Source organism: Paenibacillus macerans (assembly GCF_050565405.1).
Taxonomy (GTDB): domain Bacteria; phylum Bacillota; class Bacilli; order Paenibacillales; family Paenibacillaceae; genus Fontibacillus; species Fontibacillus macerans_B.
In genome coordinates, this window is record NZ_JBNYYG010000056.1 from 23,623 (window position 1) to 36,403 (window position 12,781).

The 12,781-nt window shown below is 47.8% G+C and carries 13 protein-coding genes and 1 pseudogene; 10 read left to right on the forward strand and 4 right to left on the reverse strand.

What is annotated here, in order from left to right; all coding sequences use genetic code 11:
- Positions 1-71 precede the first annotated feature (71 nt).
- Positions 72-992: an ABC transporter ATP-binding protein gene (locus ACQ4N8_RS23055; protein ID WP_430706695.1), complete on the forward strand. Its 921-nt coding sequence runs from the start codon at positions 72-74 to the stop codon at positions 990-992.
- Positions 985-1,743: an ABC transporter permease gene (locus ACQ4N8_RS23060; RefSeq protein ID WP_430706696.1), complete on the forward strand. Its 759-nt coding sequence runs from the start codon at positions 985-987 to the stop codon at positions 1,741-1,743. The genes ACQ4N8_RS23055 and ACQ4N8_RS23060 overlap by 8 nt, the downstream gene beginning before the upstream one ends.
- 291 nt (positions 1,744-2,034) lie before the next feature.
- Here ACQ4N8_RS23060 and ACQ4N8_RS23065 read toward each other — a convergent pair whose 3' ends face one another.
- Complete coding sequence (locus ACQ4N8_RS23065) at positions 2,035-2,292, reverse strand: hypothetical protein (protein ID WP_430706697.1); 258 nt, start codon at positions 2,290-2,292, stop codon at positions 2,035-2,037.
- 142 nt (positions 2,293-2,434) lie between these two features.
- On the opposite strand from ACQ4N8_RS23065, the pseudogene ACQ4N8_RS23070 reads away from it, so the two are divergent.
- From ACQ4N8_RS23070 to ACQ4N8_RS23095, 6 genes and pseudogenes are all read left to right on the forward strand, one after another.
- Positions 2,435-2,856 (forward strand): annotated as a pseudogene (locus ACQ4N8_RS23070) (ATP-binding cassette domain-containing protein); the annotation flags it as partial.
- Positions 2,842-3,150, forward strand: coding sequence for an AAA family ATPase (locus ACQ4N8_RS23075; RefSeq protein WP_430706709.1), 309 nt, complete (start codon positions 2,842-2,844; stop codon positions 3,148-3,150). The pseudogene ACQ4N8_RS23070 and the gene ACQ4N8_RS23075, both read left to right, overlap by 15 nt.
- 1 nt (position 3,151) lies before the next feature.
- On the forward strand, positions 3,152-3,883 hold the full coding sequence (locus tag ACQ4N8_RS23080; protein WP_430706698.1) for a lantibiotic immunity ABC transporter MutE/EpiE family permease subunit: 732 nt from the start codon (positions 3,152-3,154) through the stop codon (positions 3,881-3,883).
- 1 nt (position 3,884) lies between these two features.
- A complete protein-coding gene (locus tag ACQ4N8_RS23085) occupies positions 3,885-4,643 on the forward strand; it encodes a lantibiotic immunity ABC transporter MutG family permease subunit (RefSeq protein WP_430706699.1) in 759 nt (252 codons plus the stop codon).
- Between the two features lie 30 nt (positions 4,644-4,673).
- Positions 4,674-5,333 carry a response regulator transcription factor gene (locus tag ACQ4N8_RS23090; protein ID WP_430706700.1) on the forward strand — a complete coding sequence of 220 codons (660 nt, stop codon included), beginning with the start codon at positions 4,674-4,676 and terminating at the stop codon, positions 5,331-5,333.
- Positions 5,324-6,709, forward strand: a complete 1,386-nt coding sequence (locus ACQ4N8_RS23095; protein ID WP_430706701.1) for a HAMP domain-containing sensor histidine kinase — start codon at positions 5,324-5,326, stop codon at positions 6,707-6,709. Before ACQ4N8_RS23090 ends, ACQ4N8_RS23095 begins: the two co-directional genes overlap by 10 nt.
- A 246-nt stretch (positions 6,710-6,955) precedes the next feature.
- Here the strand turns inward: ACQ4N8_RS23095 and ACQ4N8_RS23100 are convergent, their stop codons facing one another.
- Positions 6,956-7,504 carry a hypothetical protein gene (locus tag ACQ4N8_RS23100; protein WP_430706702.1) on the reverse strand — a complete coding sequence of 183 codons (549 nt, stop codon included), beginning with the start codon at positions 7,502-7,504 and terminating at the stop codon, positions 6,956-6,958.
- A gap of 39 nt (positions 7,505-7,543) precedes the next feature.
- Between ACQ4N8_RS23100 and ACQ4N8_RS23105 the strand changes: the two genes are divergently transcribed.
- A complete protein-coding gene (locus ACQ4N8_RS23105) occupies positions 7,544-8,455 on the forward strand; it encodes a hypothetical protein (RefSeq protein ID WP_430706703.1) in 912 nt (303 codons plus the stop codon).
- Positions 8,456-8,969: 514 nt separating this feature from the next.
- Here ACQ4N8_RS23105 and ACQ4N8_RS23110 read toward each other — a convergent pair.
- A complete protein-coding gene (locus tag ACQ4N8_RS23110; RefSeq protein WP_430706704.1) occupies positions 8,970-10,370 on the reverse strand; it encodes a helix-turn-helix domain-containing protein in 1,401 nt (466 codons plus the stop codon).
- Positions 10,371-10,557: 187 nt separating this feature from the next.
- Between ACQ4N8_RS23110 and ACQ4N8_RS23115 the strand changes: the two genes are divergently transcribed.
- Entirely contained in the window at positions 10,558-10,902 is a 345-nt protein-coding gene (locus tag ACQ4N8_RS23115; RefSeq protein WP_430706705.1) for a helix-turn-helix domain-containing protein, read from the forward strand.
- Positions 10,903-11,110: 208 nt separating this feature from the next.
- On the opposite strand, the gene ACQ4N8_RS23120 is transcribed toward ACQ4N8_RS23115, so the two are convergent.
- Positions 11,111-12,409: a hypothetical protein gene (locus tag ACQ4N8_RS23120; RefSeq protein WP_430706706.1), complete on the reverse strand. Its 1,299-nt coding sequence runs from the start codon at positions 12,407-12,409 to the stop codon at positions 11,111-11,113.
- Positions 12,410-12,781: the final 372 nt, after the last annotated feature.

Genomic DNA, 12,781 nt, shown 5'->3' on the forward strand with positions numbered 1-12,781 from the left:
AATCCAACCCATGCGAATGGTTACGAAATCTGTTGTTAGCTTCGCAAAAGCTCTTAGGAGGTTGGAAACGAGTGGAATATATCTTGAAAACAAGCGACCTGACCAAAAAGTACAAGTCGCACACAGCCGTTGACGGGATCAGTCTTTCATTAAAAAAAGGGGAAATTTATGGATTCCTCGGGCAGAATGGAGCCGGTAAAACGACGACGATCCGCATGATTATGGGCTTGATCAAGCCCACGTCCGGACGGATCGAATTGTTCGGGAAGGACGCGGAATCAAGCCGCAAGTTCGCTTTCGAACGCATCGGCTCCATGATCGAAATTCCTGGTTTTTACACGAATTTGACAGCTGTCGAGAACTTGGACATTCACCGGCGGATGATGGGGATGGGGAACAAAGAGAGCATAGAGGAATCGCTGGAACAAGCCGGTTTGCTGGACGCCCGCAACAAAAGAGTAAAAAATTTCTCGCTAGGCATGAAGCAGCGTCTTGGCATCGCCCGCGCCTTGCTCCACCATCCGGAATTGCTTATTCTCGACGAACCGACGAACGGACTGGACCCGGCCGGAATCAAGGAAGTGCGGCAGTTAATTATTGACTTGGCCTCCAAGCGGAATATTGCCGTGCTCGTATCGAGCCATATCTTAAGCGAGGTACAGCAGATGGCGACGAAGCTTGGTATCGTGCATCTCGGAAGGCTGGTTGAGGAGATCGAGCAACAGGATCTGCAGATGAAAAACAGGCATTGCGTCGAATTTAAAGTGAGCAACGAGCGCGAGGCGGTCATGCTGTTGGAGCAAAAGTTGGACATTCACGATTACACCGTTCCCGAACCGGGGGTTGTACGGGTGTTCGAGCAGTTGTCGGAGTCGGCCGTCATCAATCGAATGCTGGTTGAGAACCGGATCGAGGTTGCGGAAATCACGATGCTGCGCGAAACCTTAGAAGATTACTTCCTTAGCTTGACGGGGGGCGAACTCAGTGCTTAATGTTTTCTATGCCGAGATGTTGAAATTAAAACGGACCCAGCTCCTCTGGCTAACGCTCTTCGGCGGCATGCTGCCGGTCATTTTATCGATATTCGGGCAATCAAGGAACATGAATTGGAACGAGTTCTTGATCAACAATTCTCTGTTTCTCAATATCATGATCGCACCGATGCTGCTTTCGCTGCTCGCAGGCTTTGTTGTCGTTCGGGAATACGGAGATAATACAATCAACCAGCTTTTCGTATACCCGCATCATCGCGTGACGATCCTGATCGGCAAGATGATCGTCATCCTGCTCTTATCGGCGGCAGTCTTCGTGTTGAACTATACTTTGACCTTGGCGGCGGGCAGCCTCATGAGCGAACAGCCGATTTCGGAAGAGTTATTCTGGAAGTTTACCCGCACACACGCATGGATGCTGGCGTTCCAAGCGTTGCTTATCCCCGTTACGATGACTGTAGGGATCATAGGCAAAAACTTCATTCCTCCGGTTGTGCTGGGGATCGTCGCCATACTCATTAATATGATGGGGATGCAGGGGGTCGAAGACCGTATTGATGGACGCATTACTTTTGTCAGTTATATCCCTTTCGGCTCCATGATCGTACATTTACTGGATATTATGAAAGCTAATGTCTCCAACGATATATACCGCATCCATGCACTCTATCCTCAGGCAGCCGTCTTCTTGTTGTTTTTTCTCTTCAATGTATTCTATTACACGAAATCCGAGGTCCATAGCGGTTCTTGAACGTAATGGTTCAGGTATCGGTAAAAAGGAGCACTTGCCGCGGCATCTGCTCCACTTTCGTTCTTTGATAGCTCCGGGAACGCCCCACTCCCCGTTGCTTATACTTCGTTCCGCAAACCGACGTAAGTTATCAAACCCCAAAAAAAATTCGAATATCCGATTCGTCATGCTCAGGCGACTATTCGCGAGCCCGGGGAATATACGCTGTATTTCAAACGCGGGTTGGACATTCAGAAGTCACTTGATTTTACGCTTGAGTAAAACGGAGCATGGTCTACTTTTCTTTTCCCTTTAAGGCAGTAGAAGAACCAAAAGAAACGCACTTACGGGGAGGGCAATGCCAATAGCAATATAGGGGTAAGGCGTTTTTAAGTAATCTTTAAACTCACGTGCTTCGGACTTCTTGAAATCATGAAAATTCGCCTGCTCGGCAAACGCGTCGATAAGCCCTCTCGCCTCTTCCTCTTCATGACGCAAGAGATGATCCCAAACCTGATCATACTTTGTTCTTAGCTCATCAAGCGATGGGCTTTCTTTGAGTTGGGCCATTTTTTATCACCTTAAAAAGTAGAGTTACTCTCTTTCCATATTACCATTAATTAACTTAAAGTATCATACTCAAAATCCTTATCATATTCTTAGAATTGGTTTGTAAAATGGGGTCCAGAACGAAAGAAAAGGATGAAGAAGCATGAACAACAACCTTATTCTGCAGACTCGGAACCTAAGCAAAACCTTTAGAGGCCAGCAGGCGGTAAACCACGTTTCCCTCTCCATTCAGGAGAACTCCGTTTACGGGCTGCTTGGTCCCAACGGGGCCGGAAAATCCACCCTTCTGAAAATGCTGACCGGCATGCTGCGCCCGACTTCCGGCGATATTTTATTCCGAGGGAAGCCTTGGTCGCGGGCGGATTTATCCCAAATCGGTGCCCTGATTGAGTCCCCTCCGCTTTACGAGAATTTGACGGCAAGAGAGGAGAGAACCTTAGGGTGCGGACGACGCTCCTCGGCTTGCCGGACTCACGGATGGATGAGGTTCTGCACATCGTCGGATTGACCAATACCGGGAGAAAACGCTCCGGTCAATTCTCCATGGGGATGAAGCAACGGCTCGGCATCGCCATCGCCCTGCTTCACCACCCCAAGCTGCTGATTCTGGACGAGCCGACGAACGGCCTCGATCCTATTGGCATTCAGGAACTTCGGGAGCTGATCCGATCTTTCCCGCAGCAAGGAATCACTGTTATTTTGTCCAGCCACGTCTTGTCCGAGGTGCAGCAAATCGCCGACCATATCGGCATCATCGCAGAGGGGGTTCTGGCTTATCAAGAAGCGGTAACCCCTGGCGAAAATTTAGAGTCCCTATTTATGCAAATTGCCCGCGAGCACCGCAAAGGAGGGGAATAGGATGACGGTTTGTATCCGTGCGGAGTGGCTGAAAATCAAACGAACGTTTACGAAAAAGCTGATCTGGCTAGCTCCCCTTTTCACTTTGCTCCTGTGCGCAGGACTGATGCCCGGGCCCTTCTTTCAGATTGCCAGCTATAACTGGTGGTATACGATGCTGCTCCCCGGGGGACTTACGCTGATGTGTGCCGGCGTCCTTCAGAAGGATGGGAAGAAGCTGAAATACCGTGCCGTGCTTGGACTTCCTCTTCCCCCGTACAACATCTGGCTCGGCAAAATCGGAGTTGTCGCAGGCATGCTCTTGGCCTCCATCCTCGTCCTCTTTCTCGGCGTTACGCTCAGCGGTTTGGTTTTCCCGGCCGGTCTGACTTTGGCGGACAGCGCGGCGGGTAGCTCGCTGCTCTTTCTAACCTTTCTGTGGCAGATTCCCCTCAGTCTCTACTTGACGGACCGGATTGGCCTATTTGCTACCCTGATCTTGAATCTGCTGGGCAACGTGGCCTGCAACATCCTATTTGCCGCCCAAGATAGCTGGTGGTCGGTTCCTTACGCAATCTCTTCCCGGCTCATGTGCGCTACGATCGGCGTGCTTCCGAACGGACTGCCGGTTCCGGCGGGCCATGCCCTATGGGACAAGAGCGTTATCCTGCCAGGAGTGCTGATCACGCTGGGGCTATTCTTCCTGCTGTCTTTACTGACTACGCTGTCTTTTCGCAACCGGGAGGCCAAGTAAGATGCTCGCTTACTCTCGTAGTCTCCGATCGGAGCTCATCAAACTGAGAAGGCAACCGATGCTGTGGGTGCATCTTCTCGTCCCGCTGGCGGGGATGGGCATTTTCCTGGGTTACTATGCCTATACTCCCTTCTTGCCGGCCTCTAAGGTCAGCGGCTATTTGCAGGTGCTCGCCGTCGCTTTTCCTACCCTGATCGGGATGGTGTGCGCCATCGCCGCCGACCAGGAGGCTGACGCAGGTCGGTACCAACAACTATTAGCTTTGCCGAGCCGGCTTGTCCCTCTTGCCAGCAAGCTGACATTGCTTCTGCTTTTGGGCTTTGGCAGCACGTTGCTGGCCTCCGTAGGATTCGGGGCTGGCTTCCTGTATCTGTTGAATCAGTCTCTCTATTCACTGGGGTTCTACGTGAAGGCCGCTGGCATCTTGTTCGGAAGCTGTATTTTTCTCTATGCGCTGCATTTGTACGTGAGCCTTCGATTCGGCAAAGGGGCCTCTATCGGTTTAGGGATTTTGGGGAGCCTCACGGCCGCCCTGCTGCTTACCGGTCTCGGTGATCGGAACTGGATCTACATCCCCTACGCCTGGGCCGCCCGATTCGTCACCCTTTGGATGGAATACGGAAGCACGGGAGATGGCGCTATCCCGGCGGAACCATTGGCTCGGCCGGGGATTCTCTTCTGCATAAGTGGAACGGTCGCAATCATGGTATTATTAGGAGGTTGGTTCCGGCGATGGGAAGGCACGAAGTCGCTGGAATAGAAGCCGCTAAGCAAAGGGAAGTGATTTACCTTGGCTAACCTACTTGCTGTAGACGATGATCCCGCCGTATTGGCCTTGCTTCGCAATATTTTGCAAAAAGAAGGGCATGTCGTCACGACCCTCTCCACTCCCTCCGAGGTACCGGGTCTGCAACTGGGCCAGTACGACCTCATTCTGTTGGACGTGATGATGCCGGAGATGGACGGGTTCACCCTCTGCCGGCAAATCCGCGGCATGGTGGACTGCCCGATGCTATTCCTGACCGCCAAATCCATGGAGAATGATGTGGTGGAGGGGCTGGCCATCGGGGCGGACGATTATATCGTCAAGCCGTTTGGGGCAGGGGAGCTACGCGCGCGAATTGGCGCTCATCTCCGCCGGGAAAGCCGGGAACGGCGCACCGTACACTGTATCGGTGAAGTTCACTTCAACTTGTCGGGCAAGGAGATCCGCGTGCAGGATACCGTGATCCCGTTAACCAAAAGCGAATATGCCATCTGCGAGTTTTTGGCGTTAAACCGGGGGCAGGTGTTCTCGAAGGATCAGATCTATGAATCCGTTTTTGGATTCGACGGAGAAAGTGACGCTTCCACCATTGTGGAGCATGTCAAGAATATCCGGGCCAAATTGAACCGAATGAATGTCGCTCCGGTCGAAACCGTTTGGGGGATAGGATACCGATGGAAGTAACCCTGCCGAAGTCAGGACCTAAATTAACCAAGCTCCGTACGCTGTTCCTCAGATATTTAGCTGCTTTTTGTTTGGGAACGATCGGGATTGTCCTGTTGCTAACCGCGATCTTGATGGGGCTGCTGAACACCGGGGCTATTCTTCCGGCGAATTATGCGGAGAAGCAAGTATTCGAGGCCAAGAACCGGATCTTGGAGGGGCAAAGACCTCCGTTAAACCCCTCGTCTGCCTTGTACAAATATGCGAAATATACGCTGGATGGGCGGTTGCTGGAACATAGCTTAACTGTCGAGCAAGGAGATGCGGCGTGGAAGCAGATGGAGGGAAGTCTGTCTTCGTACACCTATCCCTATTCCTATATGAAAGTAACCTATGGCGAAGAAGTCTATATTTTTCGATATTCCATTGCCGCCCGATTTAGCAACGCTGCGCTGCGCCGCGTTCTGCCCGGTGTAGAATTGTTTTTTATCGTGCTGTTCTGTGTTCTTTTTCTATTAGGGACCAGCTTGCTGGCCTCCTCGTTCGGTCGGAAGCTAGCCCGCAAAATGAACGGGCTGCAGGAAGCAACCCGGCGAATTCAGGAGCAGGAGCTGGACTTTACGATTCAATACAGCGGGATTGCCGAGATTGACCGGGTGCTTCAGTCCATGGATCGAATGAAGGATGCCCTGAAAAACTCGCTGGAGCGGCAATGGAACCTGGAGCGCAGCCGCCGGTCTCAAATCTCGGCGCTCGCTCATGACATCAAAACCCCGCTCACCATCGTTCGCGGCAATGTCGAGCTCCTCTCCGAAACAGACCAAACCGAGGAGCAACGCGAGTACACCGATTATATTGCCCAAAGCACCCGCCAGATGGAAGCTTATATCAAGACGTTGATCGAAATCACGAATACGGAGACTGCCGCTTCCTATCAGCCCGTAAGCCTGGATCTGAAGGAGTTCACCTCCACGATCGAAGGACAGATACAGGCCTTGGCCGCCGTCAAAGAGCTCTCCGTGGCGATCAACACCGTTGGCGAACTGCCGGACGAGCTCTATGCCGATCCTGTTCTGTTGGAGCGCGCCCTGATGAACGTCATCGCCAACGCGATGGATCACGCCCCGGCAAAGAGTAGAATCACGCTATCGGTGGAGAAGGCGGACGATTGGATCCATTTTCGCGTGACCGACGAAGGCCTGGGCTTCTCGCCCGAAGCACTCAAACGCGCGGCCGAACAGTTCTACATAGGCGACCCGTCCCGTCGAACCGACGGCCACTACGGTATGGGCTTATATATCACCGAGTTTATAGTCCGCTTGCATGGGGGCGAGCTGCATATCGCCAATTCTAAGGTGACGGGCGGGGGTGAGGTGAGTGTTGAGATACCGCGGTAATTTCGGTGAAATCAATGATGTTATATCCATACCCTAAACGAAAATAACCCGCCCAAGTTAGCGCCAAGGGTGCGGGTTATTTATCCAAGCACTTTGGAGGTTTCCCACCCAAAATGTTGTGTGGGAAGTCGGATGGCCGTCCGGCTCACTTGGTCTGTCCGCCTTTGTGAAAAGCATCGGTTCGAATCACAAAATCCACCTCTTGGGTGTCATGATTCCAACTGCGCCGCCTTCTGCTCCAGCTTCTCAGCGAGGGATTGAGCCCGAGCTTACCGATGCAAAGATTACTTCAATCTGATCTTCCATTGTCATATCAGTAGGAGCAAAGAAAAAGTACGTTTTTTCTTTTACTTTGGATATCACGGTTGGTTGTCTAATCTCTTCTTTAGCACGGATACTAAAAGTTTTTTCATCCCCTAATGTAACTACCCCCCCAAAAATAGGCAAGTGGACAGGGTTATGATCTATAACCGTTGGAGAAATACTTCGAATCACATCAAGGTTGGGTGAGTTATTTTTATTAATGTATAGCCCTTTTTCGTTGATATACTCTGACCAGAAATCTGACTCCCCACGCCTTTGTAACGTTAATATCCCTGCTAGTTCACCATTTCTCTCATATAAGTAATGATGAAAATATCTATTATCGGTTGAAATTAACTTTATATCGTTTTTGGATATTCCATTCTTCCAAAGTATTCCTGACGCAGTATAGTTTCTATAAAAAAGAATCGATACAGCTCCTAATATAATTAGGAGAGCTACAAGTCCTATTACCCATTTGTTATTTTTCATTTCATGCACCTCCGAGGAAATATATATTAAGGAGGATATATGAAAAAACTAGTCGTTTTCTTAATTGCAATAACCACAGCTTTTGCAGGAATCACTGGATCGGCGTTGGCCTCATCGAGTCCGCAAAGTGATTACAGCAATGTACCCAAACTCGATAAGGCAGAGCAACTTGAAGTAGAGTCACTGCTCGATGAACTTGTTGCTGTAAGATTAGAACAATCCAAACTTAAAGAAACATCTCTAAATGGCATTTCTACAACGACCTCTATCGCCAACCTTTATATGCAAGATCAAAATTTAGTAACAGAGCTAGAAGAGAAAGGTTTGAAAGAAGAACGAAATATTTTAAATGAAGCATCTGCTGCTCAAACTGAATATGATAATCTTCAGATATTAGCCGGACCACCAACATGGGGGCCGTACCCCAATGTCGATATCCTTTCGTACGGCGAAAAAACAGTTACCGTCAGTGGTAAGACATATAAAATATGGATCACATATGCTGTTCCAAAATCCGGTGGCGGAGCCCCTTTAGTTAAACACTATAACGCAGTTAAGTTGATAAACCAACCATTCGAATTTTCAAAACTTAGAGATAAAGTGTTTGATTTCTTACTTCAAAGAGCAATTGGAAATATTCCTTATGCAGAATGGACCCTATATGACTACTTTTGGCCTGAAGCAACTTCTTACCCTAGTTATGACACCTATGACTTATCAGTATCGTATGCATCAAAAATGAAATATGTATGGGTTGAAAACGGGACAGTTTGGCAACTGAAGGCGTCATCAAATAATGTACAAACGGATGAAACCCATAATTTAAGAACCTATGTTAATGGAAGCCTGAAGACAATTCCTAAGGTGAAAAAAATAATATGTGGGGAGATTCGTATAACGACATTGAAACAATTGCAGTTACTGCCAGCTTTACTTTCACCAGCCCAGTAAACACTCTCACATTTAGAGATGTGAACAAAAAAAGTGCACTAAGTTTCTTCCCGTACTATGCCAGTGGTCCCGCAGACCTTTCTCCATAAACAAATTTAATACCATGATCAAATTACCAAGAAACCCTACTCTTTTACAAGGTTAGGGTTTCTTGGTTTTCATGAAGAAAAAGGTTGTAAGAAAAGTTAGGGGCAACCCCCATCTTTTCAAGCATACCAGGTTAATTGCCATTTCTCTCATGTCTGTGCGGTCACTCGTTAAGGTTAGTTCCTTGACGTTCAGTAGCCCTTAGTACAATACCCATGCAGGCATCTTTTTGGTGTCCATGATGCTTCTTTATTCATTTCTTTTCGCGCTCGATTGTTCAAATTCATGAGCCCGGATGCTTTTCTCCAAAGTGAACGATCAATTTTTCTGGATGGGTCTGGTCTTCCCCTTCATTCAGCCTCCCAACCCGTGAATCATGATCTGCACGCCCGGGCTGTTCAAAGCCCACGCCACGCCTACTACAAAACTAAACATGATCAACGACAAAACTCCTCTTCTTCTCATGGTTCTTTTGCACCTCGCATAATAGATTTTTGTACTGCTCCTGACATTCCCCGGACGCCTTATGCCTGAACTGCTCGAACAACCTTACACAGTGGATCAACATGGTCTCATGGTTAAACCTCAGCGCAAGCTCCAAACTTTCGAATAGATGCCGGAAGCCCAGCTCGTACCGCTGCGTATACAGATCGTATTGAGCCAATTCCGACAAGTACCGGACATACTGATCCGCCACAATCTGCGAATTATATTTGCCGAAACGGCACATCCGATCCCGATACGCCAATTGCCCCCGGAACCGCTCCAGCAAATGATCCACATTCAATTGAAACTGGTTGGCCGCCTGCAAAATCCGGTACATCCCCGGAACGGTCTCATGCGCATTCGCCGCCAAGCACGCCGCATAATCCGCCAGCGCCCTAACTTCGCCGGACATCAAGCGATACAAATGGGTGTTGGCCCTGCCCCACTCCCGAAACTGTTCTGCAATCCGCCGCTCTTCCTCGCTCCATTTCTCAATTCCGTACGAATCGCTACCGTTATACAGACCGACATACTCCAAAGCCCGGGCGTACTCTTGATGAGCATCGCAGACATTCGCCATCAACAAATAAGCGTACATCAGATAAAAAAGCTCCGGCCTGGACGCCCCCTTTCCCACCTCCTTCCGTTTTCTTTTCACCCGATGGTGATATTGGATCGCCGCCTTCTGCTCCAGCTTCTCCGCGAGGGATTGAACCCGATCCCACCGATGCAAAGAAGCGTACACATCCGCCAAGTCTTTGAGTGCATCCAACTGATGCCCTTCTTCCAAACGATCGACATATTCTTCAAACAAAGCGGCGACGCGTAAATTTTCCTCCTGATCGTCCCCGAGTCCAATCGTAAACAGGCGATACCGGCTAAGCGCCAGGCGTTCGGAATGTTGGTACTTCTCGCATTCGGCGACACAGTTGTAAAGGATGGCGGCCGCCCTTCTTTTCCCCTCCCGAAAAAACTGCTCCGCCGTCTCCAACAACAACGGCATATACGCCAAATGATCCGCCACCGCCTGCACCAGCCGTTCCAGGCAATCCAGCTTGTCCAGCTCCGCACACCGCCGCAGAAACGGCCCCATCCGCCGCCAATCCGGCGGCGCGCCAAACAAACAGTCCTCCAAATAGACCTCGTAAAGGGAACCATCCCCGAGCCCCATTCCCTCCGTGATGAGATCCAGATTATGCATGGAAATCTGGCGTTGCCCGCTTAACATCGAGCTGATCGTACCCGGATTAATCCCGGATATCTCGGAGAATTGCTGGAGCGTCAATTCCGTCCTCCTCAAATAATCCTCCAACTCTTGTCTGACCGTGGTTGCAGGTTTCATGGGAATACCTCCTTTAACAGACGGAAACCTACGCCAATAATCGATACATATACGATGCTTTCACCCACATAAGCCCACTTTTGGCTCTATTATACTATATATAAATAGTATTTTGTACATAAAAAACTATATTTAATGCCCTGCATAATATTTTCCAAGTCACCTAAGCTTATACTGAGGTGATGAAATGGCAGAATTGCGCAATTTTCTAGGAAATCGAATCCGAGCCATACGAAACGCGAAAGGCCTCACGCAACAAAACTTGGCGGATTTGTCCGGTCTGGACTATAGATATATCGGAGCCATCGAACGGGGAGAACGGAACTTTTCCATCGATACTTTGGAGAAAGTACTGGTAGCTTTAAAAGTCTCCCTTCGCGAAGTTGCCTACTTTAATATTGAGCAGATCAAAGAGGATTCGCCGCGATGGGAAGCTATCGATCATTTTGTTGCAAGCACTGAGGGATTAACCGAGGAACAGATTGAGACTTTGCGGCGAGTGAATCAGGAGGTTTTGAGGGCGTTTAAATAGCAAATTCCGTTCAGCAGAAGCTATTGTTGTCATTTGTTCTTATTTACATAAATCTAATACAAAACCTTCGTTCTATCAAAAATACACTCTACTCCTCCAAAACATCATTTGCACGTTTGCTGTAATTTGTTTCAATATAAACAACAAAAGCAGTGAGGGTTCTCTCACTGCTCTGTTTCTTATTTTCTATATTGGATGTCCCCGTAACTCAAAATGTAATAAGCTCTCTTGCTAATGCAACCAACCAACCATTGGCTGTCAGTTGTATTGTTTTTCTTCGATTGTCACCCTCATCTCTTGTTGAAGTTACTAGTTCATTATCTTCTAGACTTTTTATATGAGGTCTCAAAGCTTCTACACTATTAAACCCATATGATTCATATTCACTGGGAGCTGATATTCCCTCATTTTTCACGAGTTGGTCAAAAACCTTCCAACTTCTGGGCTGGATTTGAATAATACTAGATAGCTGATGGCACTGCTCAATAACCCATTTATTGAAAACATAAGACTTTTCTTCACCAGTATCAGGCTCTTCCTCTACATCTAATATATATTGGCAGTAAGCGTCAGCCTTACTTAAAGCATCTCTTAAGTTTCCGTTCAGCACCTTATAGAGCTTTGCAAAATCATGTGACGTCAAAGGGAGATAGCTTTTATCAGGATTTTGGGCGAAGGCCTTGATCCTTGATAATAGTATTTGATCAGCAACACTTGAATCAATCCCTTCAACTAACAGCGGATCGTGAAAATATCCATTTAGCCTGGGAGAAGATGCAACACTTCTGACAATACCGGCTGACCCACACAGAACCCACCTAATACCTGTAGAGTTTAAAATTGTATCTCTTAGTTCCTCTAGTAGTTTCTTTGCAGTTGCTGATGTTTGAAGAAGTTCTAAATTATCAATAATGCAAACAATACCTCCACTACTGTCCTCCGGCCATATTTCTTCTAACCACTCATTAATTAATGCAGGCAAACCATTTTTTGTAAAACCCTCACCTTCATTTGTTTGAGAGGTCTTTCCAAAGTTAGCGCTCCCTCCTAAGAAACCACCGCCCACCTGAAAAGTATCTATTAAAGGATAATTTAACCATTTATCTAAAGCAGACGTACTCGGCAAACTAATCCCACCATCACGAAGCTCCTTGGCCTTATCAATTAACGTTTGGGCAATAGCAACATAAACTTCCCAAATAAAATCTTGTGGCTCTTTACTTGCACTTATTTGAAAAGGTTTCTTGCACGGAATTATTAGGTCTGGGGATCTTTCTGCTAAATAATCTTGGTACGCTGAGTGAACTGTTACATTGATTAAACTTGTCTTTCCTACTCCATTCTGTCCCTCTAATGTCACCCATTTGGGAGCATTTCTCAATCTCCTAGAAAGCATGCGCAACTCTTTATCGCGGCCAACTAGCAACTCGGCACCTCTTTCACTAGGTGGCAAAGGTGATGGAGAGAAAGGATTATCCATAAAACCCCATTCCTGATAAACACTCATACTGCACTACACATCCTTTCGAAGGAATTACTTATTTAAAATTGGCATATGAGAGCAGATTCCATTATCTTCTCTACGGTCAACCTCAGTGATGCTTCCGGAAACGAAAAATGATAAGTAACACGTTAGATTTTATCTTGATTCTCTATCTTCGCTTTTGCTATAAGTAAATCTACAACCATTTTTTCCAATTCGTCCACCAATTCGTTATCCTTCTCACTCCACGTTCCATTATGTACTAAACTACTCCTCTTATTATAGCACTCAGTAAAAAACCTGTTGGCCGGTGGTCAAGCCCCAATTTTGTAGACATTGAAAAAAGCCCTTAAGCTGCAAGCTGGCGCCGGAACTCTACCGGTGTCAGCTTGTTTA